The sequence below is a fragment of the Microbacterium sp. genome (assembly GCF_036277215.1).
Classification (GTDB): domain Bacteria; phylum Actinomycetota; class Actinomycetes; order Actinomycetales; family Microbacteriaceae; genus Microbacterium.
This window is the reverse complement of sequence record NZ_DASUNI010000276.1, coordinates 1-18,034: the sequence shown is the minus strand read 5'-3', so window position 1 is coordinate 18,034 and position 18,034 is coordinate 1. Positions and strand designations below refer to the sequence as shown.

Genomic DNA, 18,034 nt, shown 5'->3' with positions numbered 1-18,034 from the left:
CCAGCACCTCGGAGGCCAAGGTGCGCGGCTATCTGCCCGGCCGGTTCTCCTTCAACGTCAAGGGCGGTCGCTGCGAGGCCTGCCGCGGCGAAGGCATCATCCAGATCGAGATGAACTTCCTCCCCGACGTCTTCGTCCCCTGCGAGGTCTGCCACGGCAAGCGCTACAACCGCGACACGCTCTCGGTGCACTACAAGGGCAAGAACATCGCCGAAGTGCTCGAAATGCCGATCGAGGAGGCCGCCGAGTTCTTCGAGCCGATCCAGGCGATCCACCGCTACCTCAAGACGCTCGTGGACGTCGGCCTCGGCTACGTGCGACTCGGCCAGTCCGCGACGACCCTCAGCGGCGGCGAGGCGCAGCGCGTCAAGCTCGCGACCGAGCTGCAGCGCCGCAGCAACGGCCGCAGTGTGTACGTGCTCGACGAGCCGACCACGGGCCTTCATTTCGAAGACGTCCAGCGACTGCTCGAGGTGCTGAACGGCCTGGTCGACAAGGGCAACACGGTGATCGTCATCGAGCACAACCTCGACGTCATCAAGTCCTCGGACTGGGTCATCGACCTGGGGCCCGAAGGCGGCTCCGGCGGCGGCGAAGTGATCGCAACCGGCACTCCGGAGCAGGTTGCGCGGGCGGAAGGCAGCCACACCGGCGCGTTCCTGGCGGAGGTGCTCGGAACCTCCGTGGTCCGCAAGGCCGGATGACCGCGGAATGAGCAGACCCGCGTCCCGTCCCACGGTCGCGTACAAGCCGCGGCCGGGGGAGATCCCCACGAACCCGGGCGTCTACCGCTTCCGGGACGCCTCCGGGCGCGTGCTCTACGTCGGCAAGGCGAAGAACCTGCGCGCCCGGCTGTCGAACTACTTCGCGCCGCTGCACACCCTGCACGAGCGCACGCGCCGCATGGTCACCAGCGCGGCGTCGGTCGAGTGGACGGTCGTGTCGAGCGACGTGGACTCGCTGCAGCTCGAGTACATGTGGATCAAGGAGTTCGATCCGCCGTTCAACGTCCGGTACCGGGACGACAAGTCCTACCCGTTCATGGCGATCACGCTCGGCGACGAAGCTCCGCGGGTCATGGTGACACGCAACCGCCGCATCCCGGGTGCGAAGTACTTCGGCCCGTATCCCAAGGTGTGGGCAGTCCACGACACCATCGACCTGATGATCAAGGCCTTTCCGATCCGCACGTGCAGCGACGCCTCCTACAAGAAGGCGATGGCCACCGGCCGTCCTTGCTTCCCCGGACAGATCGGCCGCTGCGGAGGACCCTGCTCGATGAAGGTCACGATCGAGGAGCACCGCGCGATCGTCGACGACTTCGTCGCCTTCATGGCCGGCGGCGACCAGCGGTTCGCGAAGGAGCTGAATTCCCGCATGCGCGAGGCTTCCGCGGCGATGGACTACGAGGCGGCCGCGGTCTACCGCGACCGCCTCGGCGCGATCGACGCGGTGCTGTCCAAGAGCGCGCTCGTGCTGGCCGCCGACACGGACGCGGACCTCTTCGGCATTGCGGAGGACGAGCTCAACGCCACCGTTCAGCAGTTCGTGATCCGCGGCGGCCGGGTGCGCGGCGTGCGGGCGACGACCATCGAGAAGGAGCTGGACATCTCCGGTGGCGAGCTCGTCGACCAGGTCCTCCAGCGCGCCTACGGGGATGCCGCGCCCGCCGACATCCCCCGTCAGGTCCTCGTGCCGTCGCTTCCCGACGATGCGGGAGAGCTGGAGGAGTGGCTGCGAGAGCGTCGCGGCAAGCTCGTGTCCATCCAGGTGGCCCAGCGCGGTCGCAAGGCGGATCTGCTGCGGACTGCGACCCTCAACGCGCAGCAGGCGCTCATCGTGCACAAGACCCGCCGCACGAGCGACTATGTCGCCCGGTCGCAGGCGCTGACCGACCTGCAGGAGGCGTTGGGCCTCGCCGAGGCGCCCCTGCGGATCGAGTGCTTCGACGTCTCGCACCTCGGCGGCACGAATGTCGTGGCATCGATGGTCGTGTTCGAGGACGGCCTGCCGCGCAAAGATCAGTACCGTTCGTTCGGCGTGCCCGAGACCACGGACGACACCGACTCGATCCATCAGGTGCTCACGCGTCGGCTCGCCTACCTCGACCGGCCGGACGAGCAGGACGAGCCCGAGCCGGAGCCCACCGAAGACGGGACGGTCGCGACGACCCGCAAGCGGCCGCGTTTCGCCTACCCGCCGCAGCTGCTCGTCGTCGACGGCGGCAAGCCGCAGGTCGAGGCCGCTGCGCGCGCGCTCGCCGATTCCGGGCACGACGAGATCGCCCTGTGCGGAATCGCGAAGCGCCTCGAAGAGGTGTGGCTGCCGGGAGAGGAGTACCCGGTGATCCTGCCGCGCACGAGCGAGGCGCTCTATCTGCTGCAACGACTGCGCGACGAAGCGCACCGGTTCGCGATCACGCACCAGCGTCGACGTCGTCGCCGCGACATCCAGAGCGTCCTGGCCGAAGTGCCGGGGCTCGGCGACGCGCGCATCAAGGCGCTCCTGCGGCACTTCGGCTCAGTCGCCGCACTCAAGCACGCCTCTACAGAGGAGATCACCGAGCTGCCCGGCGTGGGCCCGAAGCTGGCCGCCGCGATCCACGCTCACCTGACCAGTGGGTAGGCTGAAATGCGACGACGGGGGTGGTCATGACGGACGCTGAGCACATTGCTCCCGAGTACGGTGGTCCCGTCCCGATCGCGCCCGAGTACCCCGGTCCCGGTGAGGTTCTGATCGTCACGGGCATGTCCGGCGCCGGCCGCTCCACCGCTGCAGATGCGCTCGAGGACCTCGGGTGGTACGTCGTGGACAACCTCCCGCCGCAGATGCTGCGCCCGCTCCTGGAGCTGACCGAGCTCGCCGGGGGCGCGCTACCTCGTGTAGCGGTCGTCGTCGACGTACGCGGCCGTGAGCTGTTCCGCGAGCTCCCAGCGATCACACGCGCCCTGCGCGACGGGCGACCCGTGCGGGTGATGTTCCTGGATGCCTCGGACGAGGTACTCGTCCGCAGGTTCGAGGCGGTGCGCCGACCGCACCCGCTGCAGGGCGACGGCACGATCCTCGACGGGATCAACCAGGAGCGGCTCCGCCTGGCCGCGGTGCGCGAGAGCGCGGACATCATCGTCGACACGTCCGCGTTCAACATCCACCAGCTCGCGACCCAGGTCATCGACCTGTTCGCAGCGGCGGGAGCAGCGCGCCACTCCGTGACGATCATGAGCTTCGGATTCAAGTACGGGCTGCCGCCGGACGCCGACCTCGTCGCGGACATGCGCTTCCTGCCCAATCCGTTCTGGAATGACGAGCTCCGCTCCTTCACGGGCGAGGACGACAACGTCCGCGACTTCGTCCTCGAGCAGCAGGGCGCACGCGAATTCCTCGACTCGTATGCCGCAGCGCTCGTTCCGGTGCTCGAGGGATACCAGCGCGAGAACAAGGGCCACTCCGTCGTCGCGATCGGCTGCACGGGCGGCAAGCACCGCTCCGTCGTGATGGCGCACGAGCTGGCCGCGCGGCTGTCCTCGCTGCCCGGAGTCGCGGTTCGAGTGAAGCACCGCGACCTCGGTCGCGAGTAGGCTTGACCCTCGTTCCCACAACTCGACTGCACCCCGGCGCGCCGCATGGTGCGCACCTGACTCGCGAGGAGATCCGTGTCGCTGACCGCTGACGTGAAGGCTGAACTGACGGCCGTGCGCGATCCGAGCCCTACGGCTCGAGTCGCCGAGCTGACGTCTCTCCTTCGCTTCTCGGGCGGTCTGCACTCGATCGCGAACCGCGTCGCCGTCGAAGCCGAGCTCGACTCCGACCTCCTCGCCCGACGGGTCGCCCGCGACCTCATGGAACTGTACGGCGTGCGTCCCGAGCTCGTGCACGTGCAGGGCTCGGGTGCCCGCAACGGCAGCCACTACGCGGTTCGGGTCATCGATGGCGGCGAGACCCTCGCCCGCCAGACCGGGCTTCTCGACCAGCGCCGACGGCCGGTACGCGGGCTGCCGAACAAGCTCACCACCGGATCCCGCTCCGATCTCGCCGCAATCTGGCGCGGCGCGTTCCTCGCGGCCGGCACGCTCAGCGAACCCGGCCGCTCGGCCGCCCTGGAGATCACCTGCCCGGCGCCCGAAGCGGCGATGGCGCTCGTCGGTGCGGCGCACCGCCTCGGCATCCCCGCCAAGGCACGCGAAGTGCGCGGCGTGCCCCGGGTCGTCGTGCGCGAGGGTGAGGCCATCCGCGTCGCGCTCGCGCAGATGGGCGCCGAGCGGGCGGCCGCCGATTGGGACCAGATGCGCCAGCGCCGCGAGGTGCGCGCCGGTGTGAACCGCCTCGTCAACTTCGACGACGCCAACCTGCGCCGCTCCGCGCAGGCGGCGGTCGCCGCGTGCGCGCGCGTCGAGCGGGCGCTCGAGATCCTCGGGGACGAAGTGCCCGAGCACCTGCGGGAGGCCGGCGAGCTCCGACTCGCGCACCGCGACGCCAGCCTGGACGAGCTCGGCCACCATGCCGACCCGCCGCTGACCAAGGACGCCGTCGCCGGCCGCATCCGCCGCCTTCTGGCGATGGCCGACAAGAAGGCCGAGCAGGACGGCATCCCCGACACCGAGGCGGCCGTGCCGGTGGGCGCCGAGGACTGATCGTCCCGAAGCGGATGCCGCGCCGCTCGGATACGGCACGTCATTCAAGGAAGCAACCCCCCTGTGCCCGGGTTGCCGATTACTAGGATGGACACGTCATTCTCGCTGCGCCGAGGAGTCTCGGCTCAGCGCCGACAGGAAGAAGAGAACATGGCGAACTACACGTTGCCCGACCTCCCCTACGACTACGCAGCACTCGAGCCGCACATCAGTGCGACGATCATGCAGCTGCACCATGACAAGCACCATCAGGCGTATGTGACCGGCGCCAACACCGCACTGGAACAGCTCGCGGAAGCCCGCGACAAGGGCGAGCTCGGAAACATCAACAAGCTCGAGAAGGACCTCGCGTTCAACCTCGGCGGCCACACCAACCACTCCATCTTCTGGACCAATCTCTCGCCGGACGGCGGCGACAAGCCCACCGGCGACCTCGCATCCGCCGTGGACGACCACTTCGGTTCGTTCGACAAGTTCACGGCGCACTTCACCGCCGCCGCACTGGGTGTGCAGGGATCCGGCTGGGCGGGCCTGTTCTGGGACTCGATCGGCGAGAACCTCATCGTCCAGCAGTTCTTCGACCAGCAGTCTTCCTTCGCAGCGGGAACCGTGCCGCTGCTGCTGCTGGACGTCTGGGAGCACGCCTACTACCTGGACTACAAGAACGTGCGCGCCGACTACGTCAAGGCGTTCTGGAACATCGCCAACTGGGCGAACGTTCAGGAGCGCTTCACCACCGCCCGTGAGAAGACTTCGGGCCTGCTGGTACTGTCATAACAGGCGTGGGCGTCCCGGCGGACAGCTCCGCCGGGACGCCGTTGTCCACCCCCTGCAACCGCAATCGCGCTCTCGCGCACGACACTTCTCAGGAGAACCTCCGTGGCTGTCAAGATCGGAATCAACGGCTTCGGCCGCATCGGACGCAACTATCTCCGCGCGGCACTCGCGCAGGGTGCGGACCTCGACATCGTCGCGGTGAACGACCTCACCGACAACAAGTCGCTTGCGCATCTGCTCAAGTACGACTCGGTCGGCGGCCCCCTCTCTGAGGACGTCTCGTACGACGGCGACTCCATCACCGTCGGTGACAAGCGCATCCGCGTGTTCGAGGAACGCGACCCTGCGAACCTTCCCTGGGGCGAGCTGGGCGTCGACATCGTCATCGAGTCGACCGGCCGCTTCACCAAGGCCGAGGACGCCAAGAAACACATCGCCGGCGGCGCGAAGAAGGTCCTGATCTCCGCTCCCGCCACCGGCGACGACGCGACGATCGTCATGGGGGTCAACGAGGAGACCTACAACCCTGAGACCGACGTGATCATCTCCAACGCGTCCTGCACCACGAACTGCCTCGCCCCTCTCGCGAAGGTGTTCAACGACGCCTTCGGCATCGAGCGCGGTTTCATGATGACCGCCCACGCCTACACCGCGGATCAGAACCTGCAGGACGGCCCGCACAGCGACCTCCGTCGCGCGCGCGGCGCCGCGATCAACATCGTGCCCGCCTCCACGGGTGCGGCCAAGGCCATCGGGCACGTGCTGCCCGAGCTGAACGGCAAGCTGAGCGGCTCGTCCTACCGCGTGCCGGTCCCCACCGGGTCGATCGTCGACCTCACCATCGTCACGCCCGCCGAGGGCCTCACCGTCGAGCAGGTCAACGCCGCCTACCAGGCCGCCGCAGCCGACGGCCGTCTGGCCGGCTACCTGGAGTACACCGAGGACCCGATCGTCTCCAGCGACATCCAGGGCAACCCCCACTCGGCGATCTTCGACGCCGAGCTGACCAACGTCAGCGGCAACCTGGTCAAGGTCTCGGGCTGGTACGACAACGAGTGGGGCTACTCCAACCGTCTGGTCGATCTCACCGAGTACGTCGCCGAGCGCCTCTAAGCGGTCGCCATGCCTCTGCGCACCCTCGACTCGCTGGGTTCGCTCGCCGGCAAGCGTGTTCTCGTCCGCTGTGATCTCAACGTCCCTCTGAAGGACGGCGCGATCGCGGACGATGGCCGCGTGCGGGCGTCGCTGCCCACGCTCAACGCGCTCATCCACCAGGGCGCCCGCGTCGTCGTCTGCTCGCACCTCGGGCGCCCTGAGGGCACCCCCGACGCGAAGTACAGCCTCGCGCCCGTCGCGCAGCGACTGTCCGAGCTGCTCGGCAAGCCCGTCGCGTTCGCGCTCGACACCGTAGGCGAGTCCGCCCATGACGCTGTGGCTGCGCTCGAAGACGGAGACGTCGCCGTCCTCGAGAACCTCCGCTTCAATCCGGGCGAGACGGCCAAGGACGACGCGGAGCGCCGCGGGTTCGCGGAGGAGCTGGCCGAACTCGGCGACGCATTCGTGTCGGACGGCTTCGGTGTCGTGCACCGCAAGCAGGCCAGCGTCTACGACCTCGCCGAGATCCTCCCGTCCGCGGCGGGTCTGCTGATCGCGGCGGAGCTCGACGTGCTCGATCGCCTCACCGAGAACCCCGAGCGGCCCTACACGGTCGTCCTCGGCGGTTCGAAGGTCAGTGACAAGCTCGGTGTCATCTCGCACCTGCTTCCGCGCGTGGACCGGCTGCTCGTCGGCGGAGGCATGCTGTTCACCTTCCTCGCAGCGCAGGGCCACAAGGTGGGTGCCAGTCTGCTCGAAGCCGACCAGCTCGACACCGTGAAGCAGTACATCGACACCGCGCAGCGGTCGGGCGTGGAGATCGTGCTTCCGACCGACGTCGTCGTCGCATCGAAGTTCGGCGCCGACGCGGAGCACGTCGTGACGGCCGCCGACCGCATCGAGGACACCGCCTTCGGGGGCTCCGGACTCGGCCTGGACATCGGGCCGGACACCGCTGCGCGGTTCGCGGAGGTCATCCGAGACAGCCGCACCGTGTTCTGGAACGGTCCGATGGGCGTGTTCGAGCTCGCGCCGTTCGCGGCCGGTACCAAGGCGGTCGCGCAGGCGCTCACCGAGGTGGACGGGCTCAGCGTCGTGGGCGGCGGAGACTCCGCGGCGGCTGTGCGACAGCTGGGCTTCCAAGACGACCAGTTCGGTCACATCTCGACGGGCGGCGGAGCAAGCCTGGAATTCCTCGAGGGAAAGAAGCTCCCCGGACTGGAGGTCCTCGGATGGCAGTAACGAGAGTCCCGTTCATCGCGGGCAACTGGAAGATGAACCTCGACCACCTCCAGGCCGTGGCCTTCGTGCAGAAGCTGCACTGGGCGCTGAAGGATGCCAAGCACCTCGACGGCAGCGTCGAGGTCGGGCTTTTCCCGCCGTTCACCGATCTGCGCACGGTGCAGACGCTCATCGACGCCGACAAGATCCCGTTCGCCCTCGGCGCCCAGGACCTTTCCACGAAGGACGCCGGTGCGTACACCGGGGAGGTGTCCGGGGCATTCCTGGCCAAGCTCAACTGCGCATATGTGCTCATCGGCCACTCGGAGCGCCGCGAATATCACGCCGAAACCGATCAGGTCATCTCCGAGAAGGTGCAGGCGGCGCTGCGCAATGGTCTGGTCCCGGTGATCTGCGTGGGCGAGACCTCGGAGGACCTGGAGAAGTTCGGCGCCAGCGCCGTACCCGTGGGCCAGCTCGAGATCGCGCTCGAGGGTGTTCCCGCGGACGCGGACATCGTGGTGGCGTACGAGCCGGTGTGGGCGATCGGCTCAGGGCAGGCGGCCACGCCCGAGCAGGCGCAGGAAGTCTGCGCGAAGCTTCGCGAGGTGATCGCCGACAAGCTGGGACAGGATGCCGCGCAGCGCACCCGCGTCCTGTACGGCGGGTCCGTGAAGTCGTCGAACATAGCCAGTTTCATGCGCGAACCGGATGTCGACGGCGCGCTCGTGGGCGGTGCGAGTCTCGTGGTCGACGAGTTCGCGGCGATCATCCGCTTTCAGAAGCACGTCGGCGTCTGACGACGCCTATACTGGGAGATCGTGCGCCCGCCTGGGGTGCGTTGAAAGGCTTGAATCCGTGCAGATCCTCGAGTTCGTCCTGCAGGTGCTGCTGGGCATCACCAGCCTGCTGCTGACCCTGCTCATCCTGCTCCACAAGGGGCGCGGTGGCGGTCTGTCCGACATGTTCGGCGGCGGCATGACCTCGGCGCTCGGTTCGTCCGGCCTGGCAGAGCGCAATCTCAACCGGTTCACGGTGATCCTCGCGCTCGCGTGGTTCGTGTCGATCGTGGCCCTCGGCCTCATCACGAAGTTCCAGAGCGTCTGATGGCCACGGGGGGGAATGCCATCCGGGGCACCCGCGTCGGTGCCGGGCCGATGGGCGAGCAGGATCACGGCTTCCACGCCGAGCGCATCGCCGTCTCCTACTGGGACGCCCTCGGCAACGAGACCATCCGTTATTTCGCGGCAGGCATTCCCGAAGAGGAGATCCCCGACACGATCGACTCCCCGCATTCCGGCCTTCCGGCCGGGCGCGACAAGGAGAACCCGCCCGCTCTCGCGAAGACCGAGCCGTACAAGACGCATCTCGCGTACGTGAAGGAACGTCGCACCGAAGAAGAGGCCGAGACGCTGCTGGACGATGCGCTCAAGCAGCTGCGGGAGCGCCGCGGGCAAGACTGAGGTGCTCGATTTCGCGCTGCGGCTCGAACTCCGCGTCAATACTCCTGGTCGATGAGCTCCGGTGGAACCTGCGACGCCGCCGCGTCGTCGATGAAGAAGACGGTGCGCTTGCGGCCTTTCGCGCCCGCGGCGGGCACGCTGGCGTAGCTGGCGCCCGCAAGAGCGAGACCCAGCGCCGACGCCTTATCGGCACCCGCCAACACCAGCCACACGCGCTTGGAGCCGTTGATGACCGGGCGTGTGAGCGAGACTCGCTCCGGCGGCGGTTTGGGGGAGTCCCGTACCGATACGGTCGCGCGATCCGTGATGAGGATCTCCGGGCGGTCGGGGAACAGCGAAGCGATGTGACCGTCCGGTCCGACACCTAGGAAGCAGATGTCGAAGGCCGGCCACGGGGTCGCATCCTCCTGAGCGAATCGGGCAAGCTCTGCAGCGTAGCGATCCGCCGCGGCATCCAGGTCCACGCCCTCTTCGCTGGCGGCCACGGCGTGGATGTTCTCCGGGGGGAGCTCCAGGGCGTCCAGCAGCGCTTCGCGGGCCTGCTTCTCGTTGCGGTCGCCGTCGCCGCGCGGAACGAACCGCTCGTCACCCCACCAGAAGTGCACGCGCGACCAGTCGACGCCGCCGCGCCGCGGGTGGCGTGACGCCGCGGCGAGGACCGCGGAGCCCATCGTCCCGCCCGTGAGGGAGACGTGGACGAGGTGTCCGTTGCTGGAGCGCTTGGCCAGGCGGTGCACGAATCGTGCGGCGACGGACTCAGCGAGAGCGGCGGGATCGGGGCTGATCACCACGCGCTTCTCGATGATGAATTCAGCCATGCGTCTCCTGCGTCGCCGGATGTAAGAGCTCCAGGCCCTCGGTGATCACTCGACCATACAGGACGTCGGGATCGAGGCTCCGGAGCTCCTCGGCGAGGCACTCGCGCAGGCTGCGGCGAGGGAACGCGAGATCGTGGGTGGGCTGACCGGGCTGCGTGAGGATCGCCACCCCGGGGCTGGGCCGCTCCAGCAGCGTCACGCCGCCCGGACGCTCGAGGCGTACGGACTTGATGCCGCTGGCCCACACGTCGCTCTCGAGATATTCATAGACCACGTCGACGTCGAGCTTGAGGCGCAGCCACGCCGCGAGCAGAGCCGTCGACGGCGAGTCGGAGGCCCCACGCACCTCAACGGCGGTGACGGCTTCATACGGCGGCTGATCCAGAACCGCCGCCAGCTGCTCCCGCCAGCGCGTGATTCGCGTCCACGCGAAGTCGGTGTCCCCGGGCGCGTAAGTCTCGCCGAGAGCGCCGACCCAGGCCGCTGGGTCAGGCTGAGTCGAGGCGTCGGTGATCCGCCGCTGTGCGATGCGGCCGATCGGAGACGTCGACAGAACTTCGGGCGTCTGGCCGGGCCACCATGCGACCACCGGGGCGTCGGGCAGGAGGAGGCCGGTCACGAGACTGTCGTGATGGGATGCGACCGGGCCTTCCGCCCGCAGGACGACCACTTCGCTCGCCCCCGCGTCTCCGCCGACGCGGATCTGCGCATCCAGGCGCGGCTCAGCGTCCTCGTCGCCCAGCATGATGACGATGACGCGCATCGGGTGCTCACGCGAGGCGTCGTTCGCGGCGCCGATCGCCTCCTCCTCAGCCCCCTCACGGGTTGCGATCACGAGCGTCAGCACGCGGCCGAGCGCCACGGCGCCCCCCTCTTCGCGAACGTTGACGAGGGCCTTGGAGATCTTGCTGACGGTGGTGTTGGGCAGCTCGATGATCATGGTCGCCTCCACGTCCGTCCGTCGCGGGCCAGCATCTCATCGGCGGATGCCGGACCCCATGAACCCGGGGCGTACTGCTCCACCGGGCCCCCCTCCTTCTCCCAAAACTCCTCGATCGGGTCGAGGATCTTCCACGACAGCTCGACCTCCTCGTGGCGCGGGAACAGCGGAGGGTCGCCCAACAGCACGTCGAGGATTAGTCGCTCGTACGCCTCCGGGCTCGCCTCGGTGAAGGCGTGCCCGTATCCGAAGTCCATCGTGACATCGCGCACCTGCGCACCTGCACCCGGAACCTTCGAGCCGAAGCGGATGGTGACGCCCTCGTCGGGCTGCACGCGGATGACCAGCGCGTTCTGGCCGAGACCCGAGGTCTGACCGCGCGAGAAGAGCAGCTCCGGCGCGCGCTTGAACACGACCGCGATCTCGGTGACGCGGCGACCCAGCCGTTTGCCCGTGCGGAGGTAGAACGGCACCCCGGCCCACCGGCGCGTGTTCACCTCGAGCGTGATCGCGGCATACGTCTCGGTGGTCGACTCGGGATTCATCCCGTCCTCTTCCAGGAAACCGAGCACCTTCTCGCCGCCCTGCCAGCCGCCGGCGTACTGTCCGCGCGCGGTGGATCGGGACAGGTCCTCCGGCAGGGTCACCGCCGCGAGGACCTTCTCCTTCTCGGCGCGCAGATCCTTCGCGTCGAAGCTGATGGGCTCCTCCATGGCGGTCAGCGCCATGAGTTGGAGCAGGTGGTTCTGGATCACGTCGCGAGCCGCGCCGATGCCGTCGTAGTAACCTGCGCGACCGCCCACACCGATGTCCTCGGCCATGGTGATCTGCACGTGGTCGACGTAGTTGCGGTTCCAGATCGGCTCGTACAGCTCGTTGGCGAACCGCAGCGCCAGGATGTTCTGGACGGTCTCCTTGCCGAGGTAGTGATCGATCCGGAAGATCGAATCCGTCGGGAAGGCCGACCGAAGCGCGTCGTTCAGGGCGCGCGCAGAGGCGAGGTTGTCACCGAACGGCTTCTCGATGACCACACGGCGCCAGCGTTCGGGCTGGTCCGCCGTGTCGTCGACCAGGCCGGACTCCTTCAGCTGCTTGGCTACCTGGGGGAAGTCCTTGGGCGGGATCGACAGGTAGAAGGCGTGGTTGCCCATCGTCCCGCGCTCCACATCGAGCTTCTCGACTGTGTCGCGCAGCCGCCGGAACGCATCGGCGTCATCGAACTCGCCCTGCACGAAGCGGATGCCCTGTACCAGCTGCTCCCACGTCTCTTCGCGGAACTCGGTGCGCGAATGGTTCTTGACCGCGTCGTAGACGACCTTCGCGAAGTCCTGGTCCTCCCAGTCGCGGCGCGCGAAGCCGACCAGCGCGAACCCGGGGGGAAGGAGTCCCCGGTTGGCGAGGTCGTACACGGCGGGCATGAGCTTCTTGCGGGAGAGGTCTCCCGTCACGCCGAAGATCACGAGCGCGCTCGGGCCGGCGATCCGGTTGAGGCGGTGGTCTTCGGCGTCGCGCAGCGGGTTGTGCCCGCGCGAGATCTCCACGGTCATGTGGGTGGACTCCTATTGAGCGGCTTCGAAGAGCGTGAGCACCTCGGCCTGGGGGTCGGTGAGGGTGAGCGTGACCACGGGCCGGCCATGCCCGTCGGCCAGCACGCTGGCGTCGCCGGCGGCCTGAGCCTGGATCAGCTGGCCGAACGTGAACGGCCGGCCGGGGATCTCGAGGTCGACGTCGGTCTCCTCGAGGATCTGCAGGAACACCCCGACCGCAGGGCCGCCCTTGTGGAACTGGCCGGTCGAATGCAGGAACCGCGGTCCCCAGCCGAAGGTCGCAGGTCGTCCGGAGTCGGCGGCGACCAGTTCGCGCAGACCCTGCAGCTGCGGCAGACGCTGCCGGTCGACGTAGGCCTGGATCGACACGTAGCCGTCCGGGGGCAGCTGAGACCACAATGCGTCGAGCACACCGGCCACGGTTCCGGATGCCGCCAGCGCAGGGTCGGAGACCCGCACCTCGACTCCGTCGAGTGCGAATGCCGGCTCGGTCGCAGCCGGGCGAGCATCGAGGAGACCGCGGGCAGCGATCTTGGCGGATTCGACATCGGGCTGATCGAACGGGTTGATGCCCAGCATCCGGCCGGCGATCGCCGTCGCGTACTCCCAGACGACGAGCTGCGCCCCCAGCGATCCGCTGATGAGCACCTCGCCCTCATGCCGCTCCCGGAAATGGAACTGGTTCGCCTCGTCGACGATGCGCACGATCTGCATGTCGGCGGGGGTGGTCTCGACCTCGGGGGAGACGGGCAGCAGAACCACGGGCAGGATACCTGTGCCCTGCTTGCCGGTCGACTCGGCGACGAGCTGCTCGATCCAGTCGGGGAGCCCGACGATGTGGGTCCCGTCGGTGATCAGACCCAGCTTGTCGCGACGGCGCAGCTCTCCCGACTCCTGGCCGCCCGCGATCGCCGCGGCGAGGACGAGCGCCGGGTTGTCGGCGCTGTCGATCGCGACCTCGAGGAGACTCGCCTCCGCCTCGTCGAGCAGCTCGGCGATGTCCACACCGGCGAGGCCGGTCGGCACCAGACCGAACGCGGTGAGCGCGGAGTAGCGCCCGCCGACCGTCGGGTCCGCGTGGAATACGCGATACCCTGCGGCCCGCGCCGCCTCGTCCAGTGGTGAGCCGGGGTCGGTGACGACGACGATCCGCTCGATGGGGTCGATCCCGAGATCGAGCCAGGCGGCCTCGAACGCCCGTTTCGCAGAGTCCGTCTCGACCGTCGAGCCGGACTTGGACGATACGACCAGGACGGTCTGCTCCAGGCCACCGGACTCAGCGTCGCCGTCGATCGCCGCGAGCACCTGGCTCGGAGCGGTCGAGTCCAGGATCACCAGCGGCACGCCCGACGTCTGCGCGATCACTTCGGGGGCCAGCGACGAGCCGCCCATGCCGGCGAGGACCACGCGGGTGACACCGGCAGCCACGAACTCGGCGCGCAGCGCCTCGATCTCGGGGATGAGCGGCCGCGACACGGAGACGGCTTCGATCCAGCCGAGCCGGTGCGAAGCCTCCTCCTCCGCGGCTGGACCCCACAGCGAAGGATCGCCGGCGGTGAGGCCGGATGCGACGAGATCGGCGATCAGGGCGGGCAGCGTTTCGTGGACGACCGCCTTGACGTGACCGGACAGGTGGATCTCGAAGCTCATCGCGCGGGCTGCGCCGGCTGGGATGCCTCGAGGGCCGTTGCGACCGTCGCCTGCAGTTCGTGCCAGGAAGCGATGAACTTGTCGACGCCCTCGTCCTCGAGCACCTGGGTGACGTCGGCGAAGTCGACGCCTGCAGCGGCGAGCTTGTCGAAGACCTCGTGTGCGCCCGCGTAGGCACCGGTGACGGTGTCGCCGGCGATCACGCCGTGGTCGAAGGTCGCCTCGAGGGTCTTCTCGGGCATCGTGTTGACGGTTCCGCGGGCCACGAGCTCGGTGACGTACAGCGTGTCGGGCAGGGACGGGTCCTTGACGCCCGTCGATGCCCACAGCGGGCGCTGCAGGTTGGCTCCCGCGTCCAGGAGGCGCTTCGCCCGGTCGGTGGCGAACTCCTTCTCGAACAGCTCGTACGCAAGTCGCGCGTTGGCGACTCCGGCGAGGCTCTTCAGCCCCGTCGCCTCGTCGGTGCCGAGGGCGGTGAGGCGCTTGTCGACCTCGGTGTCCACGCGCGAGACGAAGAACGACGCGACGGAGTGGATCTTGGACAGGTCGTGTCCGGCCGCCTTCGCCTGCTCGACGCCTGCGAGGTAGGCCTCGATGACCTCGGCGTACCGCTCCAGGCTGAAGATCAGCGTCACGTTCACCGAGATGCCGGAGCCGATGACCTCGGTGATGGCGGGCAGGCCGGCTTTGGTCGCGGGGATCTTGATGTGGACGTTCGGGCGGTCGACCTTGGCCCACAGCTCCTTGGCCTGCGCGATGGTCGCGTCGGTGTCGTGGGCGAGGTCGGGGGAGACCTCGATCGACACGCGGCCGTCCACGCCGTTCGTGTCGTCGTAGACGTGCCGGAACACGTCTGCGGCGGCGCGGACGTCGTCGGTGGTGATCTCGAAGATCGCCTCGTCGGCTGACGCGCCGTGACCGGCGAGCACGCCGACTTGACCGGCGTACGCCGCCGAACCCGACCCGATTGCACCCGCGAAGATCGTGGGGTTCGTGGTCACGCCCGACACGTTGCGGGTGGCGATCAGGTCGGCGAGGTTGCCCGTGACGATCCGATCGCGTGAGAGGTCGTCGAGCCAGATGCTGACGCCCTCGGCGACGAGGTGGGCGGTGGGGGTGCTCATGAGTTCTCCTTGAGAGTCTCGCGTGCCGCCTCGACGACGGCCTCGGCGGTGACGCCGAATTTCTGGAACAGGGTCTTGTAGTCGGCGGATGCGCCGAAGTGCTCGATCGAGACGCTGCGGCCGCGGTCGCCGACGATGCTCCGCCAGGGGAGGGCGATGCCGGCTTCCACCGACACGCGCGCACCGACGGAGGAGGGCAGCACGCTCTCGCGGTAGGCCGCATCCTGCTCGTCGAACCACTCCAGCGAGGGGGCCGACACGACGCGAGCCTGGACTCCGTCAGCGGCCAGCGTCTGTCGGGCAGCGACCGCGAGCTGAACCTCGGAGCCGGTGGCGATGAGGATGACGTCGGGCTTGCCGTCGGGTGCGTCGGCGAGCACGTAGGCCCCGCGCGTGGCGCCCTCGGCGGAGGCCAGTGTGTCACCCGACGCGGCGCCATCGCCCCGCTCGAACACCGGAATGTTCTGGCGGGTCAGTGCGATGCCGGTGGGACCGGCGTGGCGGCGCAGCATCTCGAGCCAGACCACGGCGGTCTCGGCGGCATCCCCGGGACGCACCACGGTGAAGTTCGGGATAGCGCGCAGCGCGGCGAGCTGCTCGATCGGCTGGTGGGTCGGGCCGTCCTCGCCCAGTGCGACGGAGTCGTGGGTCCAGACGAAGATCGACGGGATGTTCATCAGCGCGGCCAGGCGCACGGACGGGCGCATGTAGTCGCTGAAGATGAGGAATGTGCCGCCGAACGGACGGGTCGGGCCGTGCAACACGATGCCGTTGACGATCGCACCCATCGCATGCTCGCGGATGCCGAAGTGAAGCACCCGGCCGTAGGGGTCTCCGGACCACTCGTGGGTGGACCACTCGGCCGGGATGAACGAGTTCGCGTTCTTGATCGTGGTCAGGTTCGACTCGGCCAGGTCGGCGGAACCGCCCCACAGCTCGGGGAGCTCCGCCGCAAGCGCGTTGATCACCGTGCCGGATGCGGCGCGGGTGGAGACCTCCTTGCCGCCCTCGAACACCGGTAGCACGTCGGCGATGCCCTCGGGCAGCTCGCGGGCCTGCAGGCGGTCCCAGAGCGCCTTGCGCTCGGGGTTCGCCTCCGCCCATGCGTCGAACCGCTTCTGCCACTCCGCGTGTGCGGTCTTCGCACGCTCGCCCAGGCTGCGGGTGTGCTCCAGCACGTCGTCGGGCACCACGAACGTCTCGTCCGGGTTCCAGCCGAGCACCTTCTTGGTGGCGGCGAGCTCGTCGCCGCCGAGCGCGGAGCCGTGGATCTTGCCGGTGTTCTGCTTGCCGGGCGAAGGCCAGCCGATGATCGTCTTCAGGACGATGATCGAGGGCTTGGACGTCTCGCCCTTCGCCGCTTGGAGCGCGGCGTACAGCTCCGCGGCATCCTCGACGTACTCGCCGGTCTTCTTCCAGTCCACCGTCTGCACGTGCCACCCGTACGACTCGTACCGCTGCGCGACGTTCTCGGTGAAAGCGACGTTCGTGTCGTCCTCGATGGAGATCTGGTTCGCGTCGTAGATGACGACGAGGTTTCCCAGCTCCTGGTGCCCTGCCAGCGAGGAGGCCTCGCTGGTGATGCCCTCCTGCAGGTCGCCGTCGGACGCGATCACGAAGATGCTGTGGTCGAACGGGCTCTGCCCGGGAGCGGCATCCGGATCGAACAGACCGCGCTCGTAGCGCGCCGCATACGCGAACCCGACCGACGAGGCCAGACCCTGCCCGAGCGGGCCGGTGGTGATCTCGACGCCGTCGGTGTGTCCGTATTCGGGGTGACCGGGGGTTTTCGAGCCCCATGTGCGCAACGACTTCAGGTCGTCCAGCTCCAGACCGAAGCCCCCCAGGTACAGCTGCACGTACTGCGTCAGCGACGAGTGCCCGGCGGACAGGATGAAGCGGTCGCGGCCGGCCCAGTGCACGTCCGCCGGGTCGTGGTCCATCACCCGCTGGTACAGCAGGTACGCCGCCGGAGCCAGGCTCATGGCGGTGCCGGGGTGGCCGTTGCCGACCTTCTCGACCGCATCCGCCGCGAGCACCCGAGCGGTATCGACCGCGCGCCGATCGATTTCATCCCAACGCAGTTCCGACACCGGGCCGCCTTTCTCAGAGGGAGTGCACCCGAATGCGCAGACCTCATCGCAAATCGGGAGGAGCAGCCGGCGCGGGGCGCGCGTGTTGTTTCAGCATACCGAAGCGGCATTCCGCCACGACTATGCGATACGTCGTATGACGGCAGTGTGGCAGGCGCGTCGGGCAGGTTCGTGTCGGAACCGTGTCGCCGCCGTGTCGGTGTGCTCACACCTGCCCGGGCGCCGCTGTGAGACCTCGCACGCCCCGGGCCGCGGGCGCGGATGCCATAGACTCGAGAGGCAGTTTCAGGCGTTCGAGCGGGGAGTGATGGACACCACCATGACGGCGGGAGCCGCGGCATCCACCGCACGGTCGGCTCGACCCCATTCGCTCGGTCGCACGATTCGCGCGTACGTCGCGCTCACGAAGCCGCGCGTGCTGGAACTGCTCCTCGTCACGACAGTGCCGGTCATGATCCTCGCCCAGGGCGGTCTTCCCGACCTGTGGCTCGTGCTCGCGACGGTGCTCGGCGGTTCGATGAGCGCGGGTTCGGCCGCGGCGTTCAACATGTACCTCGACCGCGACATCGATGCGCACATGCAGCGCACGGTCAATCGTCCGCTGGTGACGGGCGAGGTGTCCCCGCGCGGAGCGCTGATCTTCGCATGGACGCTGGCCGCGGCATCCACCGTCTG

At 68.5% G+C, this 18,034-nt stretch carries 17 protein-coding genes; 11 read left to right on the top strand and 6 right to left on the bottom strand.

The window, feature by feature from the left end; all coding sequences use genetic code 11:
- From VFX99_RS13600 to VFX99_RS13555, 10 genes are all read left to right on the top strand, one after another.
- On the top strand, positions 1-704 hold a 704-nt coding region (locus VFX99_RS13600), incomplete at its 5' end, for an ATP-binding cassette domain-containing protein (RefSeq protein ID WP_414684389.1).
- A gap of 7 nt (positions 705-711) precedes the next feature.
- A complete protein-coding gene (gene uvrC / locus VFX99_RS13595; protein WP_329666828.1) occupies positions 712-2,625 on the top strand; it encodes an excinuclease ABC subunit UvrC in 1,914 nt (637 codons plus the stop codon).
- Positions 2,626-2,651: 26 nt separating this feature from the next.
- The gene (rapZ, locus tag VFX99_RS13590; RefSeq protein ID WP_329666827.1) at positions 2,652-3,578 is read left to right on the top strand and encodes an RNase adapter RapZ; all 927 of its coding nucleotides are present in this window, start codon (positions 2,652-2,654) and stop codon (positions 3,576-3,578) included.
- A gap of 75 nt (positions 3,579-3,653) precedes the next feature.
- Positions 3,654-4,631, top strand: coding sequence for a DNA-binding protein WhiA (whiA, locus tag VFX99_RS13585; protein ID WP_329666826.1), 978 nt, complete (start codon positions 3,654-3,656; stop codon positions 4,629-4,631).
- A 150-nt stretch (positions 4,632-4,781) separates the two neighbouring features.
- A complete protein-coding gene (locus VFX99_RS13580; RefSeq protein ID WP_329666830.1) occupies positions 4,782-5,408 on the top strand; it encodes a superoxide dismutase in 627 nt (208 codons plus the stop codon).
- 102 nt (positions 5,409-5,510) lie between these two features.
- A complete protein-coding gene (gap, locus tag VFX99_RS13575) occupies positions 5,511-6,521 on the top strand; it encodes a type I glyceraldehyde-3-phosphate dehydrogenase (RefSeq protein WP_329666825.1) in 1,011 nt (336 codons plus the stop codon).
- Positions 6,522-6,530: 9 nt separating this feature from the next.
- On the top strand, positions 6,531-7,745 hold the full coding sequence (locus VFX99_RS13570; RefSeq protein ID WP_329666824.1) for a phosphoglycerate kinase: 1,215 nt from the start codon (positions 6,531-6,533) through the stop codon (positions 7,743-7,745).
- Complete coding sequence (gene tpiA / locus VFX99_RS13565) at positions 7,736-8,524, top strand: triose-phosphate isomerase (protein WP_329666823.1); 789 nt, start codon at positions 7,736-7,738, stop codon at positions 8,522-8,524. Before VFX99_RS13570 ends, tpiA begins: the two co-directional genes overlap by 10 nt.
- Before the next feature lie 58 nt (positions 8,525-8,582).
- The gene (gene secG, locus VFX99_RS13560; protein WP_091706206.1) at positions 8,583-8,831 is read left to right on the top strand and encodes a preprotein translocase subunit SecG; all 249 of its coding nucleotides are present in this window, start codon (positions 8,583-8,585) and stop codon (positions 8,829-8,831) included.
- Positions 8,831-9,187 (top strand): RNA polymerase-binding protein RbpA, encoded by a 357-nt coding sequence (locus tag VFX99_RS13555; protein WP_329666822.1) that lies wholly within the window; start codon positions 8,831-8,833, stop codon positions 9,185-9,187. Before secG ends, VFX99_RS13555 begins: the two co-directional genes overlap by 1 nt.
- Before the next feature lie 35 nt (positions 9,188-9,222).
- Here the strand turns inward: VFX99_RS13555 and pgl are convergent, their stop codons facing one another.
- Genes pgl through tkt form a run of 6 tightly spaced genes read right to left on the bottom strand, consistent with a single transcriptional unit; the run spans position 9,223 to position 17,359 of the window.
- Positions 9,223-10,005, bottom strand: a complete 783-nt coding sequence (gene pgl / locus VFX99_RS13550) for a 6-phosphogluconolactonase (protein WP_329666821.1) — start codon at positions 10,003-10,005, stop codon at positions 9,223-9,225.
- Positions 9,998-10,945, bottom strand: a complete 948-nt coding sequence (locus tag VFX99_RS13545; RefSeq protein ID WP_329666820.1) for a glucose-6-phosphate dehydrogenase assembly protein OpcA — start codon at positions 10,943-10,945, stop codon at positions 9,998-10,000. Before VFX99_RS13545 ends, pgl begins: the two co-directional genes overlap by 8 nt.
- Positions 10,942-12,492, bottom strand: coding sequence for a glucose-6-phosphate dehydrogenase (gene zwf / locus VFX99_RS13540; RefSeq protein ID WP_329666819.1), 1,551 nt, complete (start codon positions 12,490-12,492; stop codon positions 10,942-10,944). Before zwf ends, VFX99_RS13545 begins: the two co-directional genes overlap by 4 nt.
- A 12-nt stretch (positions 12,493-12,504) precedes the next feature.
- Positions 12,505-14,142, bottom strand: coding sequence for a glucose-6-phosphate isomerase (locus tag VFX99_RS13535; RefSeq protein WP_329666818.1), 1,638 nt, complete (start codon positions 14,140-14,142; stop codon positions 12,505-12,507).
- The gene (gene tal / locus VFX99_RS13530) at positions 14,139-15,266 is read right to left on the bottom strand and encodes a transaldolase (protein WP_329666817.1); all 1,128 of its coding nucleotides are present in this window, start codon (positions 15,264-15,266) and stop codon (positions 14,139-14,141) included. The genes VFX99_RS13535 and tal overlap by 4 nt, the downstream gene beginning before the upstream one ends.
- Complete coding sequence (gene tkt / locus VFX99_RS13525; protein ID WP_329666816.1) at positions 15,263-17,359, bottom strand: transketolase; 2,097 nt, start codon at positions 17,357-17,359, stop codon at positions 15,263-15,265. The genes tal and tkt overlap by 4 nt, the downstream gene beginning before the upstream one ends.
- A 307-nt stretch (positions 17,360-17,666) precedes the next feature.
- Between tkt and VFX99_RS13520 the strand changes: the two genes are divergently transcribed.
- Positions 17,667-18,034, top strand: a 368-nt coding sequence (locus tag VFX99_RS13520; RefSeq protein ID WP_414684388.1) for a UbiA family prenyltransferase, incomplete at its 3' end; no start/stop codon positions are given.